Below are 25,355 nucleotides of genomic sequence, written 5' to 3'. Positions count from 1 at the left end.
TGGTTCATTCAAAAGCTCATCTGCGTGGGGACCTTCCCCGTTGCTCAGAGAAATTTATAGGATCGTTTCGGGGAATTTCAAGAGGATGAAAAAAATTTTTTTAAGGTGACTGTCACCTGTTCTGTTACAGATGTCACGGCCAGCAGGACCGCTCTCTGTATGACGCTTCAGAGCCAGTACAGAGAGCATCAGCCGGTGATCAGAAGTGATATTTGAACCTGACTCGGGTGCCGTAACGATCTTTATTTCCGCTATGGTTATCGGCATGAACCTGAGACCAGTAAGCGCCCAGATAGATATCGAAATTTTGCATATTCATTACATTGCGAAAACGGTACGAGGAGTGAACGGTGTGAATGTCATACTTCCCTAAAATGAAGTCGCTCAGGCTGGCTGCAGGGAGATGCTGCAGCGTAAATTCTTTAACATCGTTGCGCGCATAGATATAGCCGAGTTGAATATCACGCCATAAGCCATTCAGACCCGCACTGAAGTTTTGCTCTTTCTTCGCGTCCATGTACGCCGTGCTTAGATTGATGACTGCGCCATTATCCGGGTTGGCGCGCTGGCCATTCCAGCTTAGCGTTGCACCGTAACCGTTGCGCCTGGACTGATCCTGAAACTGACCATTTTGGTCCGTATAACCATACGCATTGCTCACCACATTGCTTTCCATGGCGACCGCCGCCGTTACATCGTTACCTTTCCAGGCGATAACCGGACGCAGATAGATGACATTCTTTTTATGCTCAAGCGTATTGCCATGGTATTCGCCATTTTGAAACAATTTGGTTCCGTCATTCGCCATGGTATTTAATTCAAAATAAAAACGCCCGATTGTTTTGCTCAGCTGGATGGCACCCGCAGATCCCCTGCCACGCGCCTCTTTCATCATGTAGATATAGCCATAGCCATCTTCATAGAGATCGTTAGCGGTATTGCCGGAATACTCGATAAGCGTGTCCTGGTTAAGCGGGAACATATCAAAGGCTTCGTAACGACCCACTTTCACCTTCCAGTCTTTTTCCTGACCGAAGAAAAAGGCGGCATCGTCTAACTCAAGCCCGCCTGACAGGTCAGCCAGCGGTTGCACGCTAAAGCCTGCAAAGGATTTATCCGCCATGCTACGGTAACCATCCAGCCCGATTAAAATTCGGCCATTGATATCCCAGCGTTCCGCCTCTCCTGCCTTCCAGTTTTTATCAGCACTGGTTTTTAATGAGGTAATCTGGCCCGTTCTGCTTGCACCGTCGAGATTGAACTCAACATCGCCATAGAGTGTAAGCGCACCTTGTTCTGTATCAAATGTCATCGCGGAAAAGGATGCTGAAGAGACAAAAACCAACCCCCAGAAATAATGACGGTATTTCATAGCCAACTCCTTATGCTAAATAACCCTGAGTGAATAAAACCTTTAAGGGAAGTATTTTTTTGAGGTCGTAATAAATTCGTTATAGTTATTACACTGACTGATCTTTTCTATAATATCGTCGTGCAGAATATTGGTGAGGAAATCATATATCAACATACTGTCAATGAAGTGGTCTTCACTGATGGCCAACATGAAAACCAGCTTTACCCGTTTGCCGGTATCCCATTCAATGCCATCGGGAAAAATGGCAACGGAGACCAGGGTACTTAACGCAATGGGCGCTAAAGGATGAGGAATGGCGATTTTGTCATCCAGCAGCGTGGATGCACGCATTTCCCGATCTAATACAGACGCCAGGAAATGATCATTCACCCGCGCCTGCGCGTTTAATCTGTCGCAAAGAAAGGTGATTAACGATGACTTAGTATAATCCCCCGCATTGAGGACAAAAAAGTTGTCAGCTGAGAAATAATTAAGCATCGCATTAACAGGTTGTGTTTCAGACACCAGATAATATTTTATATTCTCAAGCTGCCATCTTTCCGGAAACGGTGGTAATAGAATAATACGTTTATTCTTTTCAACGATATTGACCAGACTGATAACAATATCTTCTTCAACGTGAGACATCAGACTATATTGCTCAACGGAGATCTGCCTGACGATGTGCAAACCCGGATACAGGCTCATGATTTTTTGACAGACAACCCGCGTCGATGCCATTCCCTGATCGCTGACCACCAGCGCCCGCATCCCTTGACCACTCTGATGGCAGATACTTTCTTCCAGAATCGCACCAATATGCATCACCAGATAACCGATTTCATCGGCACTGACGGTAGCCGTGAAAAACTGATCTAATTCGCTGAATGCACTGAGCGTTAATTCATACATTAACGGATAGTGGCACTTTATTTGTTCAAGTAGCGGGTTAACGATCGTAATCGCGTTGTTGACGCGAACGCGCATGGCTCTGATATGGCTCAACAGCGTAGCCTGTGACAGCGCGTCGTAATTCACGTTAATAAACCACGATGTACTCACGTAGCTCAAAAAGTGATTCATGATTGTGCGTTCAACAGAATACGCCTCAGGGACCCAATCGTGGCTGGAGGTGGTGGTACAAAAGGCAATAAGGTTCATGGCCGTGAAATCTATTTCACTTTGCGGAAACGGCACGGCTGGGTTAATCCATAATGACTGAAGTAAGGCTTCAGCAAGCGTCTTCCAGCCAGGCTCGGCATCACAAAATTCAAAATCCAGTAGCCATTTCCCTCGCGCCATTCTCTCCTGGGCAATAGCGACGATCAGACTTAAAAAATGCAGGTTCGCGTCGCTTATTTCGAGCTTTTTATCGCTAAGAAAGCGACTTAACACGTTTCTACAGTCTGGATAAGCCCTGACCAGGTCGGTATTATTACCACAGTCAGTGGCCTGCGTGAGCCGCAGTTGGTGGTCGTATATACAGCGCCGAAAAGCAATTTCGCTGCCTTTAAGCTTAAAGATGTCATCGCCCTCCGACACGATACGCAACTGATAGAGAGAGACGTGACGCTTCAGCAAAGCCATATCGTTTCTTAAGCTGTAAATACTGATAAACCATTCGGCTTCCAGCTCAGCAAGCATCACGACCTGCTCATCAAACAGCAGTGCCTCCAGCAGGGCCGCGCGACGCTCCGCACCCGAACGTGTTTCTTTCCAGGGTTGTTGGCACTGATGCAGTAACAGATGCAAGGCATCGGGATCGCTAATCTGTAAAGAGAAGCCCTTTTTGCGCGTATAGATAAGACGGTTACCAGACTGCCTGACAATATCGCCCACTTCTTTGAGGTCAGTACGGATGGTTCTTGTCGACACCTTCATCTCTTTTGCCAGAGCGGACTGGGTGATATCGCCCTGCGCGAGTGTCATGAAGATGTCCCTGACCCGTTTGCTGGTGAACAGTCTCATGGTTATATCCGTTTAATCTGCACCGTCTGCACATCATTTGGCCTGAGCGTCAGGCGCGTCGGCATGGGCGTCACCTCATCCAGCATCACGAAGTGTGCATTGGGGAGTGATGGGATGGCGACGTCGGTTTCGAGATGGGGATTATAAAATCTGACAATGATTCCGCTGTGGTCTTCCGCACATTTCACCGCACTGACCAGCGCATCCCTGAACGTCGCGGGCAGGTTCAGCGCACTGTAGGTTTCGGGATAATCGCGTTTCTCATCGTTCCAACAAAAACGCAGTCGTCCGTTCAGGAAGTCGCTGTCCTGATAAACGGGAAACTCGGTCAGCCAGGTTTTCGACATGCGGGCATGTTGGGCCTCATCGAATGTGCCGCGATAAGTTCGCCAGCCAAAAGCAAAGGACAAGGTTTTCAACAGCTGGGCATCGGGCGTTTCTACGATACTTTCACCGGACGCGCGGCCCGGCCGATAAAGCAGATTTTCTTTACCCATAAAACCAAATGTGCGGAACAGCGTCAGCGAGAGCGTATTGAAATCATCCCCTACGATTTCGTATTCACGAACGCCATTGGTGTGCAGCGTAAAGCCGTGCTGCTCATCATGCACATTGACGTAGCTTTGCATCGGTTCAATCGAGATCGGCTTTTCCTGCCAGCGTTCTTCTTCCCACAGGTGAAGCGCATTAGTTAACTGCACAGGCCGGGTTACAACGCCGAACAATTGATCGGCACATGACACGTTGGCACAGATATCCGTGGCAAAGTGCACACAAAGGCGGTGGCTCAGGCCATTGTTATCAACATCCAGGGTAAACCGGATGAGATCATCGTCCTGCAACCTGATGTTTACGGACAAATTGAGCGTTGCAGATGTCACTCTTGCCGCCCTTTCGGTCAGATCACCCGGCACCTTAAGGGCATACGTAAGCAACAGACTTTGGCTGATCGCACTTTTCTGACTTTGCACTGCCGTCATGCTGTTTTCGGAGGTAATGATCCAGTCAGCACGCGGCGGGGAATAATTATAAGAATCGCCATCGTCACCATTTTCCACAAACAGCATCTGCCGCTTATAGCCTTTCCCACTCAGCTTATCGGTAATCGTCAGCAAGCCATTTGCTTCTACCTGGATGTGGTAATAGTCATTTTCGATACTGGTCTGGTTGCTGGTATCAGGCTTAGTGGCCCCATCTTCAGCAAAATCCATATGCCAACGGCAATAGCCCAGCGCGGGTAAGCCAGGACTTTTGGCGGTCAGTCGCGTGCGATAGACTTTTTCGGGTTTGTGCCAGGGCTTGCCCGGATCTAAACGGATACTCTGGTTGAGTACATACTGAGTGAGGTCCTGCTGCTGCTCAATAACGCAGGGAATAGCCTCACCATTGTTGTCACGTAAGGTAAAAGGCAACCCGGGCAACCAGGCCTCGAAAGTTATTTGCGGAGCTGCCTGCCACGGCAGAGGATTAAACACGGTAAAGGTAAAATCATGATGGCGCGGAATGCGCTCTGTGATAAGCCTTGTATGTAACTCCAGTAAATTCTGCGCCAGCCCTTTAGCTTCTTTATAGCGGAAGAAGACATCCTGATTGGTATCATCGCTGTTACATCCGCCGATGCTGTCATGCGCCGCGTTATAAAACATGCGTTTCCAGATGTCGGCAACAATATGCTTTGGATAATCATGCCCAAGGCTCTGGCTGATGGCCAGTATGGGCTCAAGCGTGTTAACCAGCAGCGCTTCAGTCTCATTGTTGAGTAGCTTCAGGTCAGCACGGCAGGAAAAGATCGTTTTATGTACCCGTGAATGTTTGGCTTCGGTGAGTTCACCTTCTAATGTCCGCGCGTCGGTGCCCACCTCCTGCTCCAGCGCCTTGATAAATGTCAGCGGGTTGCTGATTTGATAATGGCGGCTATCATCACGGGCATTAAACTGCTCGACTAATTCTGGCAAGTTGCGGCGCACGGGAGCCTGGTCGAAGCCATGAGGAAACAGCAGGTGCTGGCGATGACTGCGCGCTTCTATAGCCGCCATCTTCTCATCAAGAAAGGCTTTCATGGTTTCAGGCGTTTCATCCAGCAGGCCACCATAGTGGTATCCCCATGGCATTTGCAGGGCAAAAACCCGGTCACCGTTATCACCCTGCCAGAAAAATTCTGTTTCGTGCAGCGTATTATCGGCGATGCCGCGCCAGAACAAGGCGTGATTGATACCGAACTGGCGATAGAGTTGCGGCATATTGCCGCCCTGCCCAAAGCAGTCAGGGACATAGCCCAGCTTCATTACGTTGCCATGGCGTTGAGCCACTTCCATACCGTAAAACAAATTCCTGACAACAGACTCCTGATGAATCACCAACTGATCCGTTTGGGTAAACCAGGGGCCGGTCAGCAAACGCTCATCGGCGATCAGTTTCGTGAGTCTGGCTCGATCCTCAGGAGCCCACTGAAGATAACTTTCGATAAGTGAACTTTGCGCATCAAGTAAATAACAGGGAAAGTCTGGATTACCCTCCAGCACCTGGATAAGGTTTTTGATATGGTTAAACAAATAAATACGCGAACGTGATGAGGTAAAATACCACTCCTGGTCCCAGTGAGTATGCGTATACAGATGAACCATGCGTTTCTTCATGTTATTAACCTTACTAAAATAAATTTTTAGTCAAATTTGATTTCAATATCATCGGAGGCGTTATTGATATTTTCGTTGATGATTTCCGACTCATTAAAATTCACTAAGAAATTTGCACCTATGGCTATAATCAGAGTCCCGACCAATGCGCCGAGAAAGTAAGCCCATGCATTCCCCACGGTAAAGCCACCATACAATCCACCCAGTGGCGGCATAATGGGATAGGCTTTAAACAGCGCCACGGTCATTGAGCCCATGGCCCCCGCCAGTACGTTTAACGGAATTAATCGCGCCGGATTTTTTAAGGTAAACGGAATCGCCCCTTCCGAAATACCTAAAATGCCCATAATGACCGAGCCATTTCCGGCTTCTTTTAAAGTCTCACTGAAATTACCGGGACGGAGGAATCGTGCAGCAGCGTAGCCTAAGGGGGGGATAATAATGGCGACATTCACTAAAATGGCCGGTAAATACACGCCACTCATAAACAGCACATTTGCCGTTCCCCATGCGGCTTTATTTACCGGACCACCCAGGTCAAAACAGATCATCCCACCCAGTACCGCAGCCAGCACCACCGTATTGGTGCCGTCTTCGGTCATACGCTGGACCCAGGCCATCAGCGAACTGTTAAGCCAGGACAGGACATCGCCCAGCAGCAACAGCATCACCACAACCTGCAGCCCAACAGTAATAAACGGCAGGATAATAAGGGGCACAGATGAGGCGGCAGAACCGGTAATGCGGATCTTCCGGGATACCCATTCCGCGGAGTAGCCTGCCAGCAAGCCGCCCAGTACGGCGCCCAAAAAACCTGAGCCGGTGGCAGAGGCAATCAAACCGGCCGCAAAACCCGGAGCCAGACCTTTTTTACCTGCAATGGAATAGGCAACGTAAGCACCTAATACGTAATTCATTAAGCCAATAATTTTAAATCCGATATCCTGGGCCAGATACAGCCATTTTTCCAGCCCGCTACTGTGGGCAAAGCTGTCCAGATTAGGTTCGCCAAGCAGGATACCGATAATCTTGGCCACCGCGACCACTAACGATCCGGCAATAATGACGGGTAGCGCAAAAGAGATACCGGTCATTAAATGGTTTTTGATATTGACCATAGTTTTTTTCATTTTGTCACCAATATCACGGGTTACGGCGCGCCTCGACAGCCGCCACGCATTTTGTAATGACCTCGGCTGCATGTCCGACGCACTGGCTGATTTTTACCCTGATTACGGTCTTACCGGCGAAGCGCTCTTCTTCTTCAATCGAGCGATCGGCGGCAATCAGCACAAAGTCCGCTTCAGCAATATGTTCCGGGGTTAATTTATCGATCATCCCCATCGCCCCTTGCTGTTCGATATGCACCTGATGTCCCAACTTGCGCCCCGCTTTTTCCAGCGATTTCGCTGCCATCGGCGTATGCGCTAAACCGGCAATACAGGACGTGACGCCTACAATATTCATGCTTCCTCCTTAAACTGGATTCGTTGCATCATAAACTGATGCAGGGCATCCTTATTTTCGATCGTAAACAACGCTTGCCTGAAATCGTCATCGACAATCTGACTTGCGAGCGCGTTGATGATTTTTAGATGCAGAAAACTGGCACCCGATTTTGGCACCAACAGCGCGAAGATTATTTTGATGGGTTCACCATCCAGACTTTGCCATTCAATTGCGTCATTCAGACGAATAAAAATCACGCCGGCCTTTATTACGTTATCCGTTTTGGCATGAGGCATGGCGATTTGGCTCTCAAAGCCTGTGGAATATTCCTGTTCCCGCAGCCAGAGGTCGGTTTTTATTTCCTCCACGCTCATCGCCCATCCCTGAGCAACCGCATGTGAAGCGATAAAATCGAATACTTCGTCTTTACTGGTAAATGCTTTATTTAAGAATATGCTTTCGCGATCAATAAGCATGGTTTCCCTCTTGCCGGATTATTCCGTACCTTGATGAAAAGCCTAACGGAAACCTAAGGTATGTAAACACAAGCGGTTTCCGCTAAGGCGCGGAAGATGTCTGCGGCAGAGCGGGCCAGAAATGGGAGCGTTGTCTAAATAAAAAACGTTATGAGCGTCAGATCACTTGATTTGATAAGGGAAGGTTTAACAGAAGTAAGTAAGGCCGGAATCTATTTAGGGTGACAGGAAGGGATATATTTGGAGATATGTGGTGGATTTTAGAAGACGGGAGACAGCGTTATCGTGTTGAGTGTGATTCAACGCGAGGATAAAAAAGGGGATGTGGACGGAACGGGAGAATGAGTTGGTCTGCAAAGAGGATACCACAGACCAACCTGCGGGCTATTTCATGCGACGCTGCCGGGCAACGCTGGCGAGGCGTTGTGTCCGGCAGTAAATGGCAAACAGGATGAAAGCCTGCCCGTTAAGTATCCAGCGAGCACCAGCCAAAGCAACCAAAGCCAGAAGCAGCCACAGGCCCGAGTGGATACCCGTAACAACGCTGTAAATCAATAGTAAAACGGTCGATATAAGCAACATCGCACAGACGTAAGCCAGCCCCGCCACACCGGCTGTTTGGCCTCGCGCAAGCAGGTAACTGGCCGTGAGTATCGCGCCAATAATGACGATTGAGGGAACAAAAAAACTCAACGCATGTACCTGTGGGCTGAGCGGAGGTAACGCGTGCAGAAATGTCAGCAAATTAAATGCAAAGGCGACCAGCAACAGCATCAGAACTATTGCAACCGGGAAGCCGTTTTGCCTGGGAAGCGACCCGGAAGGCTGTGTAAAATAACGTTCAAGCTCTGGAGTGGAACGGGCTAGTATGGACTTATCCTGTCGTGCGATTACCTGATCTATTTCGCGACCATGTTGCAGTAATTCAGCGATATTACGCCCGACAAGCCATGATAAAAAATGCATTAAAATACCGCCAACGATTGAATGGTTCCCACAATATAGCGCCCGGTGCGCGGCACGTTACCGGGAGCAGCAATGATACCACTGACAGCACTGCCTGCCACAGCCGCTGCGCTCGTCACGACCTGCGCGAGTTGCTTAACAAGTTCTCTTTGCACTGGCTCAACAGGGAAACGTTTTGGGTAAAGTCCTGGATTGTAAAAACAGGTTGTTACCTTTCTGTTATAACGTAATTTCCTGACCCATTCCATGCTATTTCTTTATAAGACATATTGATTTTATTCTTTTCTTTTAAGTAATCCATGATCTGAGATGGTGCCCATCCCTGTCCATATGAAAATAAAGCATCGATTTCGATCAGCTTTGTAATCGCTATAATTTGTTCACTTTCGTTTTCAAAGCTAACGCAGTAAGATTTTCCTTTTTCCAGAAAGCCACGCGTTGAAAAACAAGATATGTCCTGGCCGCAACCTACCGATTCAAACACCACTTTCTTATCATCTAATATAGTTACAATTATGGCGTTTAACATATCAATCCTTAATGCTTTTTAAATTTAATTTTTGCCGTCTGTTTCAATTTCAACTGAAGCAACTTTGTTTTAAATTGCGTAATAAGGCTTATCCATTCCGCATAGGAAACATTTTTAACATAGTAATCACCTAACCATCTTGGATGACAGCGTGAAAGTAAACTTTCAATAGCTGAGAACCTCACAGGATCTATTTCGTTTAATGTGAGTACTTTACTCATTAGATTATTAATTTCTTCGGCTTCATTAGCGTAAGAGGATGACATCAAGATATCACATATTTTTTGACTCAACCCTTCTAAACCCATAGTAATCCTGTTGACCGTTAATATATGGCTGACCGCAGTGACCACTTTCCATCTAACTCATCAATTCCATTACAACTCTAGCGTAATGCCAACCTCAAACCATCGGCACTCTGCTTAAAAAATTAATATCTTATAATCAAAAAGTACTAAAAGCTGCATAACTATAACATTTAATTAATTTATACATTCTTGTAAGATATAAAAACACCAAGCCTTATTTATGATTTAATTTCTTTCTATTTTGAGTGAGTAGCATGACTTCATATGCATCTTGTGCACTTTGTTGAGCTTTCAGTGCTTCAACAAAAGTAATTTTTGATTCTTTTTCAAACATAGCAACTGTGCCATCGTCATATCGAACGTAGTAATCATCATTTCTTTTTATTATGTCTATTCCATAACCTGTAAATATGAGTTCAGTCACAGAGAATTCCTTATTGAAGTTACTTTTAATTATGCTTAAAGTAGCAACCTGAAGTCCAGCTATAGTATCACGAATGATATTTTTAGTACGTCGCCTTATAAATGCAATTACTTATTAATTAAAAAATATTTTTATTTAAACCTTGGTGTTATAAGAAATTTATAGTTCATCATTAATTTTAACAACCACGCCGCGATTCAATCAATTTCATACACTTAATGAATTTATCTATAAACTCATTAAGCTTCAACTCATTATGTCACTCTATTGAAGTCAACATGGCAATTCGATTAGGTACTCTTTAAGTTTTTTTAACAACACATCATCATTGAGGCAATCAATTGGTCGAATATTTTCCGACATTGCTATTTTTCTTTCACTCCATTCAAGACCACCTTTTAGACCGATCTTACCATTTACTACTATAGCTATATCGCTCATACCATTCATTTTTCGTGCTAAAACCTTCACATCCTCATCTGGGTAGGCCCAACTAAAGGAATCAACTAAATTCCTCCACGCGTCATCTCCAATATAATCCGATTCTATTCCCATTACCGCCTCAAATGGTATTAAATTTCTGCCTGTTGAATTACGAATTGACGGAGCGCGAAAACCTTCAATCAGAAAGATCTCTTGTTTAGTGGAAGTGAAAGAAATTACTAATCTATTACCAAATTTTACATTTCAATTTTCTTTATTAATATTAATTTTAGCTCATCCATGAAGGATGAACTTTTAACATATACAAAACTATGTTTACTTAAAAACAAGATACACATCTGCTTCTTATGGACCTGAGTCTTCATCTGATTTTCTTAATAAGACATCTTGTCAAAATCTGACTTATCAATCCATCCCAGCTCATTCCGCGTCTACTGATAAAGGTTAGCCTGCAGGTTGTTTAGTTGACCTTATCCACCAAGCTTTCCACTAAAAAGCCATAAAATTAAAAGACAAATGCCTCATTGCAAAATAACACTCTTGATTCCGAATCAAGAGCACTCTTTATTGAGGGCATTATTGTCAAATACTCCTACAAGATAGGACTCATAACGAGCAGGCTGTAACTCCTTATAAGTAAAAACAACTAAAACATCATGCAATTCATTTGAACATTTTGTTTCAAAAAATCTTAATTGGCTATTTTTATATCGATACTCTTGGGTTTCATTTCCAGTCAACTTCAACCCTTTAATACTGCTGACTACAGCTTTCATTTTCTTTTCTTCATACATATCTAAATCCGTTGAATTGTATAATCCATAATAAACCATGCCATCACAGTACGGACACGAAATCAGCTTATCATTCATCAAGAAAGGAGCTTCTAAACCATCGTGAATTAATATCTTTTTTTTCTGATAATTAATTAATTTCATACTTTTAGTAAATAGCCATTCTCGATTAGTTTATCAATTATTGAAGGGGTTTCATGTTGAGTTTCGTAGCTTGGTTAACCTAGAAAACACAGATAAGTGAAACATAGTTCTGAATTTCCTGCAGATAGGTCAGCATAGATAAAACGCCCTACACATTGAGGTTAAAAAATAAACTCTCTGACTTACACATTCATCAATAGAGAGTTTTTTGCTTTTAAAGCGGAATGCGTTTTTTAAAAGAAAGATATAAAATAATAATTTTTTATTTTTTCCTCGGTACCTTTATTATTTTGTCACTTAAAGAAATTATCACTTCACAAGCATCCCGTTGACTTTTTTGAACTTTTGCAGCTTCCTCTTCGTTAATTTCAGCTTCAAGGTATTCGGGAACAAGCTCACCGGAGTCGAACAAAGCAAAGATTTTCCCATCTCTATCTACAAGAGTTATGCCGTAATCACAAAATATTTTAATATCCACTTTCAAAGCCTATTAAAGAGCACGCCTTTGCCTTTACCGGCAGACCGTTAACCCGAAGATCCCGATGCGGACTTTTTCCCCGCGCACGCTACCGATCTGACATGACCTTCTCTAAAAACGCAGCGAACCCTGGCAGGCACTTCAGCGGATGAGCGCGGTGATGGCCTGACAGAAGGTTAAAGTAAAAAAACGGAAGGTTCGTTAAGATTGCTTCCGGATTAAACCTCGAAAACATTAACCAATCAACTTGATGATATCATTCTTAATATCAAAAGCTAATTTTACTATCTCACTATTGTATTTATCTGCATCCAACAACACCTTATTTATATGAAATTTAATTTTCATAAGAGCCTCACTAGATGTGGCGCTGTAATCAATAGCATCTGTAATATCCTTAGCAATATTCGCGCTATTGACCGACTGTTTCTCCAACTTGCCAGCTAGTATTTTTGAACGAGAATAAATGTCATTTTTCATAATTAAAAGAGATTAAAGTTCTGAATATCAACAGCATCCGGCGGAACCACTACTTCGATCCCACCTCCCAAGTTTTCTCCAACCCCCGGAGCAGGCCTCGTGACAAATTCAGCCCCAGGTTTTAAACGTGCAGTCATCAAGAAATTACTTCTGTCCACATTTTCCTGTGGGATTCCATATCTATTCGCATAGCCCGGCGAATGGGGATGTTCTAAAGCCCAGAATTGTGCACCTACTGTTTCACTACGCCCGGTCGTACCAACACGATATAACGTTGCCCCGTTTTCTACTTGTGATCTGGCTGCCAAAGCCTCAGGAGCGGTTGATTGAGTTGCTGGTCCGTATGGGGTTTCTACATCTTTATGCGTTGAACATCTACTCAGCCCCAGCGGATCATAGCGGAAGCTCACCTTAGTGCGTGGCTTATTGCGATCCCGCGGTTCGCTGATGACGTCCGTCAGGCGGTGTTCACCATCGTAACGGTAGCGCCAGCGGGTCTGGCCGTCATCCTTCTCGGTAGTACGGCCATGGATATCGTACTGCCAGCGGATACCGTTCAGCTCGGTGACGCGGTTATGCATGATGTGGGAAGCAGTATGGCGATCCAGCGGGTTGCCTGCGCCATCCCAGCGCCACTGCTCATTACCTGGCTGTGCGCCTTCCTGAGACAGCAGCCAACTTGCTTTATCGTAGTTCCATAATGTCTGGCTGAGCGGATTGTCGTCACGCTCTTCACGGCTCAGGTTGTTACCGTAACCGAAATAGCTCCGGAGTAACCTAGATATTACAGAGCTATCCTCACCTTCAATACTCACCAGTGGGCAACTTGCATCAAGTTTTTTGTTTTAAAGTTTGAGAGAAAAGGGGATGGTATGACGAGAGTCGCGGAATGCGTGTTCCGCGATAAGAGTAATGAAGACCTATATGGTTTATTTCATGCGACGCTGTCGGGGCAGGTGTTGCTTAAAGCTACGCAAGCTCTAATAATCATTGCGCCACAGGAAAGTGCTGTCGAGGCAATCTCCGTTTCCACTGATTTAGTGCTTACAGCTTAAGTAAGCAACTCGCCCGTACCAGATGCTGTTGCTTGCCTGGGCGTTTTGGTCATAATAAGGTGAGTGACGATAGCACTTTGAGTATTGGGATGACGCCAACCAAGCCGAACAAGATATCGCTGCGCGCCTTCTGCATAGATGATGCAGCCCGATGAAAATCACGCGTACAATCCATTGATGCACCCAGCACTTTGAAATCAAAATCATGTGCCCCATAACGTCTTCATGGTGCAATAAATTGCCCACGCTACCGCACACTCATACTAGGTTAGCTATGGTTGTGTGCCTTCTACGTCGAACACTACGGTATTTAAGATATCCCGACCGGATCATTACCCGGCCTGCATCGGGCTCGATGATAGAGTAATAAAAAAAACCGGAAGGATCTCCGTGATCGTTTCCGACTTTTTTTATTAGCATGGCATACGCATTAAAGCCGTTTTTAGACGTTTCAGTAATAATTCGCTTTTTAGACAGTCTTTCGGACTCACATTATCAAGGACAGGAATTTTTTTATATATCCAATCAAAACTTTCCTTTGGGCCCAATAGTCCATAAATGACAACAGCAATATCTAAATGCCCTTCTAATTCCCTTGCAAGACTACGAGCCGTATCATCCAAATAACTCTCCGAATAAAAACCAGAGAAATCATCCCACTTTTCATCACCTTTATAATAATTTTCTAACGGAGGCATACCTAAAATCCTGAGAATGAAATTAAATTAGAGCCAGTTGGGTTTCGTGCTGAAGGTGCCAATATACCATCATATCCTGCCCCTTTAGCCCAACTACCAATCTGATGAGTAACATCATATGAATCACCAGTAATGTCTTTTAGTGAAACACCAAGTTGGTTTCTGACATCTGAACTGGTCAGATCTAGAACACTATTGAGCTGTACTTTCTTACTGGTTAATTCACGAGTCGATAAATCTACGCCCCATGCATTTACCTCAGCTAAAGCGGTTTTACGTGAGTTTGCTCCATACACACCACCCAATCCCTCATCTGTATATCTATGCGATGCTTTAATATTACCCGGATGTGTTGTCCATGTCGTACTCATCCTGTCAGGCTGCTCAAAGCGATAAACTGTCCGATTAACCTTCCTTCCCTTCGGTGGGTTAGAACACTTCATCAACCCCCATGGATCCATCCATCCCAGCGCATTCGGCGCGTACTGGTAAAGATTGATCCCGCCCGCCAGCCCTATCGGGTCCTGCTGGGTAAACCGTCCGCTGTCCGGGTCATAATAACGAAACAGATTGTAGTGCAGCCCCGTTTCACGATCCAGGTACTGGCCCTGCATACGCAGGTTCTGATTGTAGCCCGGAACGCGCTGATTTGACTCGCGCAGCAGTTTGCCCCATGGGCTGTTCACACCTTCCCAGGTTTTCTGCCCTTCAACGTCAGTCAGCCGTTCCGGCGTGCCGTTTGCCGCGCAGTGAAACCAGAATATCTCCGGGCTTTCCACGCCATCAATACGGGCCAGCGGCTCATAGCTCTGGCTGTCGCTGTACACATAGGTAAGCGGAATGTCGTCGTGGATCTCCTGCAGCAGACGATAGCCTTCCCAGACAAAGCGTGTTGTAACGGCCCTGCCAGACGGCCTGCCCTGTAACAGTTGCTGGCTGGTTTTACTGATGCGTCGCCCCAGCGGATCGTAGCGAAAACTCACCTTAGCGCGTGGCTTATTGCGGTCCCGCGGTTCGCTGATGACGTCTGTCAGGCGGTGCTCACCATCGTAACGGTAGCGCCAGCGGGTCTGGCCGTCATCCTTCTCGGTGGTACGGCCATGAATGTCGTATTGCCAGCGGATACCGTTCAGTTCGGTGACACGGTTATGCATGATGTGGGAAGCAGTATGGCGATCCAGCGGGTTGCCTGCGCCATCCCAGCGCCACTGCTCATTACCCGGCTGTGCGCCTTCCTGAGACAGCAGCCGACCGGCGTTATCGTAGTTCCATAATGTCTGGCTGAACGGGTTATCGTCGCGCTCTTCACGGATCAGGTTGTTGCCGTAATCAAAGTCCCGCCGACGGGACCAGACGCGCGGCGCAGGGCGCTGTGCTTCCCCTTTGAAAACGTCACGACGGCGCAGCCTGCCCAGCCGGTCATACTCACTGCGCGTGGTCAGGCCGCCCTGCGTGCGGCTGAGTTCCCGATGCAATGTGTCACGGGTAAACTCGGTGACCGGCAGGTTGTCCAGCGCGATGCTCAGTAAATGGCCACTGCCATAGTAAAGCTGTTTCAGGTTACGGCCATCCGGCAGGGTTAAGGCCGTGCAGTTGCCCAGCGCGTCGTAATCCCAGGCCAGTGCGCCCTGCTCCCCCTGCTCACCTACGATGCGGCCCAGCGCATCATACGTAAACGTAATCTCCTGCTCGGCCTGCTGGCTCCACGCGGTGTCAGACAGCGGCAGATGCTGCGACACTTTACCCAGTTGACCACTACCGCTGTAGTGATAGCGCGTCTGGCCTTCCGGCGTGGTCCGCGCCAGCAGTTGCCCTGCACGGCTCCAGTGATAGCGATGGATAATGGACTGAGGATGTCCGGCGGCAAAGGTGCGTGATACCGTGCGGCCCGCAGCGTCATAATCGTATTTCGTGGCAACGCCATCCAGCCCAACCTGGGCCAGCAACAGGGAATCGGCACCCCACTCGAACTGATACTGCTCGCCGTTCTCGTTTTGCAGCGCCGTCAACCGGCCGCGGCTGTCCCAGCTGCGCTGAACCGTCTCACCCTGGGCATTACGGTTGGCGATTAAGCGTCCGACATTGTCGTAGCGGAATTCACTACGTTTACCATCGGCTGACTCATGGGCCAGTGGCAGGCCGTTGTCGCTCCAGCGCAACCGCTCTTCCCAGCCCTCTGCCCGCTCCAGCAGAACAGGACGGCCCGCTGCATCATAGTGATACCGGGTTTCTTCACCATCCGGCGCAGTCACACAGCTGAGCCAGCCAAGGGGATGATAGCGGTAGCGCGTCGTCAGCCCTGAACAGTCTGTTTCACGGATGACCTGGCCGGCATCATTGAATTCACGACGATAGCTGTTACCCGCCGCGTCAGTTTCTTCGACAACCAGCCCAAACTCATCCCGTTTATAGAAGGTACTCTGCCCGAGCGCATCGACCACGCGCTCAAGGCCATGATGGGGATCGTAATAGTATTTCGTTGTGGCACCGTCTGCCCCTGCGACGACCGTCGGCAGAGAGCGGTGTGACAGCCATTGCACCGCCTGCACACCGCCATCCGCATCTTTCTCTTCAACGCGGTTGCCCAGATCGTCATAGGTGAAGCTCACCGCGTTGCCCAGCGGATCGATACGACGCGTCAGGAGTTCGTTTTCATCCCACTCATAGCGCCACTTCTCGCCCCGCTCATCAATAAAGCAGGTGATGAGGCCTGCGGCATTCCAGTGGTGTTCGCGCTGTTGACCGTCATAGGTAGAGACGCGCGTGATACCGGCCTCTAAGTCGTAATGCATATGACAGCCGTCACCGGTATTGGTGCGGTTTTCAACGACGCGCCAGTGATCCAGTTTCTGCCAGCGATATTCGCTTTCCAGCCCGCCGGGCAGTTGATGCCAGACCATTAACCCGTCATCGTTGTAACGGAAGCGACGCGAGACAACGCCTGCGGCATCGGTGACGCTGGCAAGCTGGCCCTGTTCATTGTAGGTCCAGTGCGCTAATGGCCAGTGCTGATCACCATCAAAATGGCTGGCTGATGTCGGACGCCGTGTGTGCAGCCTGTCGTCGTAATGCAGGGTGACATCAATAGCCAGCGGCGCGTCATGAATACGCACCAGGCGAGCCTGCTCATCCCAGCCCATCTCCAGCGCATTGCCGTACTCGTCGCTCAGAGAAGCCAGCCGCAGCACTTGCGGATCAGCGGCCGTACGTCTGTACAGACGCCATACCGCACCGTCGTCGTCGGCGATGGCGATATCACCCAATTCGTTGCGCCGTACCATCAGCCCTTCGCTGATGCTGTATAGCACCTCTTTATCACCGGGAACCGCAAAGCTCAGCTCGCGCCCGTTGTCATCAAACCAGGTCGCCTGATTGCCATCCAGCGTTAAATAGCTGTCAAACACCGTCGCCCAGCCAGAACCAAATAATCCGCTGCGCTGGGTCAGGCTGTTATAGCTACGCTGGAAACTGAGCGGGAAGCGGCCAGGCAGGGAGAAATCGCGCTCGGCATCATCATTAAGAACTTTGACGCCGGTGGAGGCATGAACCGGGAACAGCGAGGAGAAGGCGGCGTTAATCGCCATATCCGCCATCATCCCGCCCACGGCGCTCGCCAGCGCGCAGGGCATATTTTTCAGGATCTGGCTGGGGCGACCACGAATCAGGGAAAGGCCGATCATCATCACGGCCAGGCCTGGCACCTTGCCACTTTTAATCTCTCTTACAGTGACGGTTTCACCACCAATGATGACATTGGGGGAAACATCGTCACTCACCGTGGCATCACAGGTGGTTTTATCCTTTGCCCGCACCGCAGGCTGGCCATTGATAAAGACGCGTTTCGATCCCTGCGCCAGATATTGCGGTGCACTGTGCTTTTCACAGGCCACTTTGTCCTGCTCCAGCGGAGAGGTGCCAGCATCGGCAGAGGCGACCGTGGGTTGCCACATTGCACTGCCAAACTGACCCACCGCAGAGAGCAGCATGCCGCCATAGTCTGCGAAACTCTTAGGCGATTGCGGTTCCGGTGGCGGCGTATCTCCAGGCGTAAGCATCCCGGCCGCGCGTGCAGCTAAAAGACCATTAACGTGAACATTCTCAGAGCCGCTGGCGATCACACCGGCTGGAGAAGGCGGGAATATCATGTCTCCCAGCCCATCGGCCGCTTTAGTGATGTCATCCGAAATGCCCGCAGCGTTCGCTAATACACCGCCAATAATGCCGCTGAGCAGACAGCTGGAACCAATCCGCAGCCATTCCTGCACCCAGCAATGGTGCTGCTGCTGTTGCCGCCGCACCGACCGCAGCGCCGATCACGGCGTAGGCTGCGCCTTCAGCAACAATACTGGTGATATCAGCGAAAATACTGGAGTGAATGATCTCATCGCCCACGCGGGCCGCACGGTTATCCATAGCTTATGCTTTCCGTGGGTTGTTCAGACTCAGGCTTTGTTTGAAGGCACTCCAGCGCTGGCCGTCTTCTTCATTGAAGGCGCGCATCGCGGAGAGGGTAAAAATCATTAAGATGTTGCTATCCGGAACCCGGGCCGCCAACTGTCGCTGCCACACGGCTTGTCCGTTACGATCGAAGGCGGTTTCAACTTCTACCGCACGCAAAGCGTTATCCGCGCCAGCCGTAACCCGAACAAACTCAGTCTGCTGAATGTGACCCATCTGGCTGCGCAACGTGTCCCACTGACGTTGAAACTCTTTTTCCGCATCGCTGTCCTCAGGAATCACACCCCGGCTCACCACTAATGCCAGTCCGCTGGCGTCATCCCGCAAAATATTCATGGTGGTGTCCTGCCAGGCAGCAGGAAAAAGCGCAAAAGCGCCTTCATTAAACTGATAATTCATAGGATGTCCGTTTTATTGATTGTTTGTGGCGGGTGGAACCAGGCTACGATAATCGCCATCAGCGTTATCGGCATTTGTGAGTATCTGTGTGTTATCACGAGCAACTTTGATATCAAAAAGCCGGGGAGAAATATCCGGGTCCCCGCCGCAACTGACGTCGTGGTTATCTTCACGAACCGTAATGATGTAGAACGCCTTCTCACTGGTGTCATCCAGGTCGTATCTCAGACATTGATCATCAAGCGCGGTGAGGTGATAAGTATGAATCGCGTTCGTCGCTACGGCGATAGCCTGATCAGCGCTGACTTCATGTTGCTCTGCACTCATGGTGGTATTCAACATGATGTGACTGACTTTTTGCTGGTCAATTTCGAACATCAACTGCTTCTCACCCATCTTATAGATAAGCCAGTGCTGATTATCACTGTTGTCTTCTTTTCCGGGTCCATAGGAAGCCCTGACCTGCTCTACACTATCGCCGACAGCGATGTTACGCGCCGTTGGCACCCCAGCACTGTTCAGGGAAATTTTCGCCAGAATCGTGTGACTGGCATTCCCAATCGCTGTCGCGCTATACAAATCGAAACCTTCATAGCTGTGATGGAAATAGTTAAAACGTTGTTTATCGATAACCGTTTCTCCAACGACCACCGAACTCAAGGCTTTGCCAGCACGAATAAAGCTTTGATTGCTCCATGCGTCGCCAGGCGTAAAGGCGAAATCGTTGAGTAAGATGGAAAAATCACCTGGATTAAGTGCAGGTGTTAACGTTTCCGTGCTGGATTCTGCATTGGCAATACATGTTAATAACAACAGTATTAATGCTGAAAAAGCGCGGCCTGGAAAACGATTTACGCTCATTGAGGTTTTTTATCAGGGTAAAGGGAGGAGAATACCAAATGAAATCGGCGTTGGCATCAGGTTATCATCGTGATCTTCAACGAATTGCCACAGCAGAGCAGCCCTTTTCAAAGTGGGGCTTATTCTTTTCATTCAAATTTTTTACGTTTCGACTTGCATCAGGACTTATCTCTTCTTGCAGCATCATTCCCACTTCCCCTGCTGATCTACGAGTACCGTTCCCGTTTTTATTACTGTCAGCGATAACGGATTGAACCTTATGACATACCTAACATCCGCATTTGTAAAAATCATACCTTCGACTTTTTTTGTCTGTTCAGCGTTTATAGTTTTACCTTAAAGAGTGATTTGTTTTCCATCTTTATTTCTGAAGCCAATGTATTTAACTCTATCGCAAACGTTAAAAAAATCACCGCAGCGGTTTAACAGAAGAACAGTGAAGTCCGATGTTGAGAAAACCTTAATTTAAGATTTTGAGAAATCTCTGTTTTCTTTAACCAATGCGTATCTCTGAGGGTAATCAACATCACCTTCGACAGGATTTTTATTTAAACCCAAGAAAGCGTATTACCCTTGCGAATCAGATTTGCTTCCCCTCTACCCTAACCAAAACCGGAGTTAAAAAAACTGTAGCCTGAGTCCCTTTTACAGTGCCATTGAGATTTTTATCTCCGTCCACAGAGCAATCTATTTTCTTACCGCTTCGGGTAACATAGCAGTAAGTTCCAATCAACCGACTGCCACGTTGTTCAATTTTTAGGCTTAAGGTTGAATACAATGTACCATCATTCTTTTTCTGGTCGCCGGCCCATTCACCCGAAAAAAGATCTGAAGTATTCAGACTGCATGAATATAATGATAAAACAAGAGAAAACTTAAACAGTATTTTTTCATATTAGTTTATAGATTTTTCGCATGTTAAATCAAGGAAGCCACTTAAACGACATTACTATAAAATCATTGAAGTACAATTCTTATCGACAGAACTTAGTAAGTTAATCTGGATGAAGCGTGCACAACTTAATCAGGTGAAATACCTTCATGCGTCTCAGTCAACCTTCCTTTTTCTACCCAACCTGTAATTTGATCGCCATCACGCGAGAGATACATAACACTATAGAAACTTTTGTATTCAACATAGGCGTATAATCTGTGCCCCGGAATGATAAAAACGCCTTTAAGCGCGCATTTTTTATTTGGTGCAGAATAAAACTGCAACCGCCCAACGCCGCTCACTTTGAAAACATTATCATTGTTATTTAAAATTACGCCTTTAGCACTTGCAAGCTTATCAAGGTCCGCACAAAAATCATTTGCTAAAACATTACATGGCAGTACCAAAACAGCAATCATTAATATCTTAATCATACTTACCCTAAGCTTTAACAACACTCACTCATTAATACAATTAATTTACACCAAAGAATTTTTCGATCAAAATCAACCAAAGCTAAAATGGATGAAGATGGATAAAATGGACAAGAACTTGATTAAAGCATCTCAATAAAGTAAATTAATTATTAAATAACTTTAAGACGAAAAAATATATTGCCATTTAGTTAATTATTACATAAGAGGCCTTCAATGGAGGGTTTACTTGTCAATACGGCTTATCTTTGACAATTACTTTCCCTCTTAAAAAATCATATTAGTTCATTGAATGGTAGTAATAGTAACGTTACTAAGGCAAATGGGTGTTTTCTGATTAAATGAAAAGGTGATCTCATGTTTATCCATATCAGAAAAACTCGTATAGCCAGTTGTCTCGTTTTCAGAATCGCCACGCGGGTAATTTGATAACTTCGCATCATGATAGTGCTTCTTGACATCACTGAGCGTGAAGCACTTTCCATTAAGTGAGAAACGCAGAAAAGGTGCCATACCTCCCGACGTTTTACTCAGACGCAATTCAATATCGGTTATCGTCGATGCATCTTCAAGCTTTACTTTTTCTCGAACCTGATAAAAATTGATATATTCATTCTGATTTATTAATTTGAACGCTAGCGGCGCACTATTAACATCATCTACAGAGAGATTTTTTACTAAAGGATTCATCTGCGAGATAAAATCCCATATATCTATTGCTTGTACCCTGGCATCAGCTACTCCACTTATCAAAACACTTAACAGTAACACTATTGCTCTAATATTGTGCTGACGATTTATTTTGTTGCAGTTAATATAAAGACATTGCACACTATTTTTTTGGGGTGACATTTTCGATATTATCATAGCATCTCCAATATCTTGATCAAGAAAAGAATAAAAAATTGGTAGCGAACTTAATAGCCCGCTACCAAAAAAAAGCACCTTAGCCGCCTGATTTATTTCTGTATGAAGCATCACACATTTTTTAGTTATCAGTGTTAAGGGTCATCATAACATGACTGATTTTTTCATGTTCAAGCTGAAAAGAGATGCGCTTATTATTAGCATCATAATATAGCCAATGTTGATTATCACTGTCAGCCGTTGTACCTTGACCATACTTGCTGACCAGCGCATTCTGCGTGTCGCCGATCTTGATGCCCCTGGCTGTTTCAATCGCGGGAGTGTTAATACTTATCTGCGCAATAAGGTAGCTGTCAATGTCGCGCTTTTCTTGTTGCCAGAATAGATTCGCAGTATAGATTTCAAAACCGTCAAATTGATGCTGGTAGTACTTATAGCTCATGTCTCCAGCAGGCACATCGCCAACAAAATTTTCACTGATCTGGTCGCCCGCCTGCTTCTGAATTTCACCGCTCCAAACGTCACCCAAAGCTAAAAAATGATGATTAATTATCACACGAAAGTCAGAAGTTTTTAGTTCAGTACTGGAACCATCAGCTATTACACCATGAGCATAAAAAGAAACAATAACTGCCAGCAGCATACCCAGGAGAAAATTAACTTTATTGTTAAGGCATGCCATTTAAAAAACCCCATTCAATAAGACGTGCAAACATCGTGTGTGACAGTGCGAAAACATAAAGCACTATCACACACGAATTTCATTACTCGGAAATGTTCTCCCACTTTCCGTTTTCTGATAGTACTATTTTGCTATTAACAACAACCGTAAGATTACTAATAACATTGTTAATAATATAGGTTGCATCATGATTGCGAAATTTATAGCTCAGAACCGGGCAGGAAGCTTCACCACAATCACTTTTCATGGCTTTTCCTTTTAATCTGACAACCGCCCCATCTGATTTCCTTACACCCTCATAACTGACGTCATTACACTCCGAACCAGCAGCACAGAGCGACGTTATCTTAATTTTAAACTTCTGCGTCTCGAAAACTTTCTCGCTATTGCTTTGTGTTTCTTTTGGACTTTTAGCGGGAGTAGCTGACTGTTCTTTATCAAAACGTTTTGCCCAAAGTGCAATATCTTCCTGCATTTTATTATTTTGACGATCATTACTTACATAACGTATTTCATTATCTTCAGGCAGCATCCATGCAGCGTAGACTTTACCGTCTGGCTGTATAACAAATGCTGATGCCTGCTCAAGATAAAGATCCTTTAACCAGCCCTCGACAAATATACCACCACTCGCTGTTTTGTGAGGTTCGCCAAAAACATCAAAATTCTGGATAAAGTTATTGTACTCACTACCTAGAACAGATTTTAAACTGGAAACGACATTCTGGTCATTAAAAATAGTTGAAACATTGCTCAGACTATTATACTGAGAATAAGTCGACTGGGTATCCGATGCAGTTGCAACACTTACTGAGCCACTTGTAAAAACAACCAAAAAAATTAACTTAATAAATAAATTCATTTTATTCACCTGAAAACTTTAAAAACTCAGCAGCTTCATTACTATAGCGCTTGGTCAAGCCGGTAGAATAATGTTCCCACCAGTTATAAGAAACACCATTTTTCACCGTAGTAGTTGAACCATATATTGACTTGTCATAATTCAACCTGGCGCTGACAAGGTCATTTTGGAATTCAGAAGAACCCATTTTTTCAACATAGTCAATTGATTTTTCAGTCAGTTGTGAAGACTTGACGATGTCATCACCACTCATCGAATTGAGTATAGCCTGAGCTCCCCCCACTCCTCTCATATGCGCTAATGACATAACAGCGGCTTGTTTCCCTGGGTCACTAAAATTAAGCGCTCCGGCTTTTTGAGCTGTCTGGTTCATATATTTTGACACCACCTCAAATTCTTCATCACTCCCCTGTCCATACTTCTTCCTGGCGGCAGCGATATCTTTATATGCAGGCCCAAATCCTTTTCTGAAACCGTACATTTCCGGAACACCGCCCTGTTCACCACCTGCTCCTTCTGACTTCATTATTGACCGGACAACACTATCATCGAGCTTCTTCGTATCACCAGAATTAGCGCTTTGTTTTAACGGCGCAGCGGCCCCTTTCGCCGGTGCCGCCGCTGCCTTGGGCGCAGCAGGCGCGGCCTGTCCTTTCTGCTTCGGTGGGAATAGATTCTCAACGGCCTGACTGATGTTCTGTTTATGACCTGAACCCGGAGCGCTTGTGCCCGGTTTCGCGCCATCCGTGTTCAGGTTCAGTTTACCGCCAGAGGTGGTGATATGACCATCGCCCTGCACGAAAATATTGAACCCCTTACCAACAATATTAATCTGGCCATTCGCGTTAAGTTCGATAGCGCTCTCACCGCATTCAAGCCGAAGTTTAGTCCCCGACCCAACGACATAGGTATCCACCACCGCATCAAGTTTTCCTTTACCGGTCAGCCGCTCTTCGCCCCCTTTTACACCGTGTACACGGTTGGTTTCAACGCGATAGAGTTCGTTACCGCCTGCATAGTGACTGTGATTGTTGGCAACGGAATGGCTGGAATCATTTTTAACATGCGTATCCATGTTCTTCTGCGCCTGGATCCACAAATGCTCCTCGCCCGCCTTATCCTCAAAGCGTAATGCGTTCGCGGTATCCGCAGTGCCGTCTTTCGAGCGACTCAAAAAGCCCATTTGTGTGGCGGCAGCCGGTAGTGCCCATGGCGGCATACTGGCTTCGTTGTAAACACGGCCAATGATCAACGGACGGTCCGGATCGCCGTTGATGAAGTCCACTACAACCTCATCGTTGACGCGCGGGATCTGTACCCCGCCGAAGCCCTGGCCTGCCCAGGCGCTTGACACCCGCACCCAGCACGAACTCGTGTCGTCCCCTTTCGCCAGACGGTCCCAGTGGAACTTTACCTTCACCCGGCCGTATTTGTCCGTCCAGATGCTCTCGCCTTTCGGCCCCACCACCTTCGCCGTCTGCGGGCCGTGCGTCTTCGGCCACGGCGTGTCCGGCTTCGCACGGTACGTCACCGCTGCCGGCAGCACCGTGAAGTCGATGTTGTGCCGCGTGGCACCCACGTCGCCGCTGGCGTAGCTGTTCTCTTCAAAGTCGTAGTGCGCCGACGTCACCAGGTATTTGCCGTTGTCGCTGAAG

General features: G+C 46.8%; 22 protein-coding genes and 3 pseudogenes. All 25 read right to left on the bottom strand.

What is annotated here, in order from left to right; translation table 11 throughout:
- Nucleotides 1-199 precede the first annotated feature (199 nt).
- A complete protein-coding gene (locus FBY13_RS07245; RefSeq protein WP_145393838.1) occupies nt 200-1,372 on the bottom strand; it encodes a carbohydrate porin in 1,173 nt (390 codons plus the stop codon).
- A 42-nt stretch (nt 1,373-1,414) separates the two neighbouring features.
- Complete coding sequence (locus FBY13_RS07240; protein ID WP_145393837.1) at nt 1,415-3,322, bottom strand: PTS sugar transporter subunit IIA; 1,908 nt, start codon at nt 3,320-3,322, stop codon at nt 1,415-1,417.
- Nucleotides 3,323-3,324: 2 nt separating this feature from the next.
- Nucleotides 3,325-5,958 (bottom strand): mannosylglycerate hydrolase, encoded by a 2,634-nt coding sequence (gene mngB, locus FBY13_RS07235; protein WP_145393836.1) that lies wholly within the window; start codon nt 5,956-5,958, stop codon nt 3,325-3,327.
- Between the two features lie 26 nt (nt 5,959-5,984).
- Complete coding sequence (locus FBY13_RS07230; RefSeq protein WP_255474453.1) at nt 5,985-7,088, bottom strand: PTS fructose transporter subunit IIC; 1,104 nt, start codon at nt 7,086-7,088, stop codon at nt 5,985-5,987.
- Between the two features lie 13 nt (nt 7,089-7,101).
- Nucleotides 7,102-7,425 carry a PTS fructose transporter subunit IIB gene (locus FBY13_RS07225; RefSeq protein ID WP_063880021.1) on the bottom strand — a complete coding sequence of 108 codons (324 nt, stop codon included), beginning with the start codon at nt 7,423-7,425 and terminating at the stop codon, nt 7,102-7,104.
- The gene (locus FBY13_RS07220) at nt 7,422-7,883 is read right to left on the bottom strand and encodes a PTS sugar transporter subunit IIA (protein ID WP_145393834.1); all 462 of its coding nucleotides are present in this window, start codon (nt 7,881-7,883) and stop codon (nt 7,422-7,424) included. Before FBY13_RS07220 ends, FBY13_RS07225 begins: the two co-directional genes overlap by 4 nt.
- A gap of 384 nt (nt 7,884-8,267) precedes the next feature.
- Nucleotides 8,268-8,849: a hypothetical protein gene (locus FBY13_RS07215; protein WP_145393833.1), complete on the bottom strand. Its 582-nt coding sequence runs from the start codon at nt 8,847-8,849 to the stop codon at nt 8,268-8,270.
- A 208-nt stretch (nt 8,850-9,057) separates the two neighbouring features.
- Nucleotides 9,058-9,378 (bottom strand): hypothetical protein, encoded by a 321-nt coding sequence (locus FBY13_RS07205; RefSeq protein ID WP_145393832.1) that lies wholly within the window; start codon nt 9,376-9,378, stop codon nt 9,058-9,060.
- A gap of 8 nt (nt 9,379-9,386) precedes the next feature.
- The gene (locus tag FBY13_RS07200; protein ID WP_145393831.1) at nt 9,387-9,686 is read right to left on the bottom strand and encodes a hypothetical protein; all 300 of its coding nucleotides are present in this window, start codon (nt 9,684-9,686) and stop codon (nt 9,387-9,389) included.
- Between the two features lie 214 nt (nt 9,687-9,900).
- Nucleotides 9,901-10,110, bottom strand: coding sequence for a hypothetical protein (locus tag FBY13_RS07195; protein WP_145393830.1), 210 nt, complete (start codon nt 10,108-10,110; stop codon nt 9,901-9,903).
- Between the two features lie 273 nt (nt 10,111-10,383).
- Nucleotides 10,384-10,665, bottom strand: coding sequence for a hypothetical protein (locus FBY13_RS07190; protein ID WP_145393829.1), 282 nt, complete (start codon nt 10,663-10,665; stop codon nt 10,384-10,386).
- A gap of 440 nt (nt 10,666-11,105) precedes the next feature.
- Nucleotides 11,106-11,492, bottom strand: a complete 387-nt coding sequence (locus tag FBY13_RS07185) for a hypothetical protein (RefSeq protein WP_145393828.1) — start codon at nt 11,490-11,492, stop codon at nt 11,106-11,108.
- Between the two features lie 262 nt (nt 11,493-11,754).
- The gene (locus tag FBY13_RS07180) at nt 11,755-11,970 is read right to left on the bottom strand and encodes a hypothetical protein (RefSeq protein ID WP_145393827.1); all 216 of its coding nucleotides are present in this window, start codon (nt 11,968-11,970) and stop codon (nt 11,755-11,757) included.
- A 234-nt stretch (nt 11,971-12,204) separates the two neighbouring features.
- Nucleotides 12,205-12,450, bottom strand: a complete 246-nt coding sequence (locus tag FBY13_RS07175) for a hypothetical protein (RefSeq protein ID WP_145393826.1) — start codon at nt 12,448-12,450, stop codon at nt 12,205-12,207.
- A 383-nt stretch (nt 12,451-12,833) separates the two neighbouring features.
- Nucleotides 12,834-13,220: pseudogene (locus FBY13_RS23885) on the bottom strand (hypothetical protein); the annotation flags it as partial.
- Nucleotides 13,221-13,918: 698 nt separating this feature from the next.
- The gene (locus tag FBY13_RS07160; RefSeq protein WP_145393825.1) at nt 13,919-14,203 is read right to left on the bottom strand and encodes a hypothetical protein; all 285 of its coding nucleotides are present in this window, start codon (nt 14,201-14,203) and stop codon (nt 13,919-13,921) included.
- 2 nt (nt 14,204-14,205) lie between these two features.
- Nucleotides 14,206-14,589 (bottom strand): annotated as a pseudogene (locus tag FBY13_RS23405) (RES family NAD+ phosphorylase); the annotation flags it as partial.
- A gap of 42 nt (nt 14,590-14,631) precedes the next feature.
- A pseudogene (locus FBY13_RS07155) lies at nt 14,632-18,616 on the bottom strand (RHS repeat-associated core domain-containing protein); the annotation flags it as partial.
- 3 nt (nt 18,617-18,619) lie between these two features.
- A complete protein-coding gene (locus tag FBY13_RS07150) occupies nt 18,620-19,060 on the bottom strand; it encodes a DcrB-related protein (protein WP_096010411.1) in 441 nt (146 codons plus the stop codon).
- Between the two features lie 12 nt (nt 19,061-19,072).
- Nucleotides 19,073-19,873, bottom strand: a complete 801-nt coding sequence (locus FBY13_RS07145; protein ID WP_255474450.1) for a hypothetical protein — start codon at nt 19,871-19,873, stop codon at nt 19,073-19,075.
- 1,068 nt (nt 19,874-20,941) lie between these two features.
- Nucleotides 20,942-21,289, bottom strand: coding sequence for a hypothetical protein (locus FBY13_RS07135; RefSeq protein WP_145393823.1), 348 nt, complete (start codon nt 21,287-21,289; stop codon nt 20,942-20,944).
- A 285-nt stretch (nt 21,290-21,574) separates the two neighbouring features.
- Nucleotides 21,575-22,267, bottom strand: a complete 693-nt coding sequence (locus tag FBY13_RS07130) for a hypothetical protein (protein WP_255474449.1) — start codon at nt 22,265-22,267, stop codon at nt 21,575-21,577.
- A gap of 10 nt (nt 22,268-22,277) precedes the next feature.
- The gene (locus FBY13_RS07125; RefSeq protein WP_255474448.1) at nt 22,278-22,838 is read right to left on the bottom strand and encodes a hypothetical protein; all 561 of its coding nucleotides are present in this window, start codon (nt 22,836-22,838) and stop codon (nt 22,278-22,280) included.
- Between the two features lie 82 nt (nt 22,839-22,920).
- The gene (locus FBY13_RS07120) at nt 22,921-23,700 is read right to left on the bottom strand and encodes a hypothetical protein (RefSeq protein ID WP_145393822.1); all 780 of its coding nucleotides are present in this window, start codon (nt 23,698-23,700) and stop codon (nt 22,921-22,923) included.
- A gap of 1 nt (nt 23,701) precedes the next feature.
- A partial coding sequence (locus FBY13_RS23675) for a type VI secretion system Vgr family protein (protein WP_255474447.1) occupies nt 23,702-25,355 on the bottom strand: 1,654 nt, incomplete at its 5' end.

Source organism: Pantoea sp. SJZ147 (assembly GCF_007828605.1).
Lineage (GTDB): Bacteria > Pseudomonadota > Gammaproteobacteria > Enterobacterales > Enterobacteriaceae > Pantoea > Pantoea allii.
The sequence above is the reverse complement of the archived record's forward strand: the minus strand, read 5'-3'. Positions and strand labels throughout refer to the sequence as shown.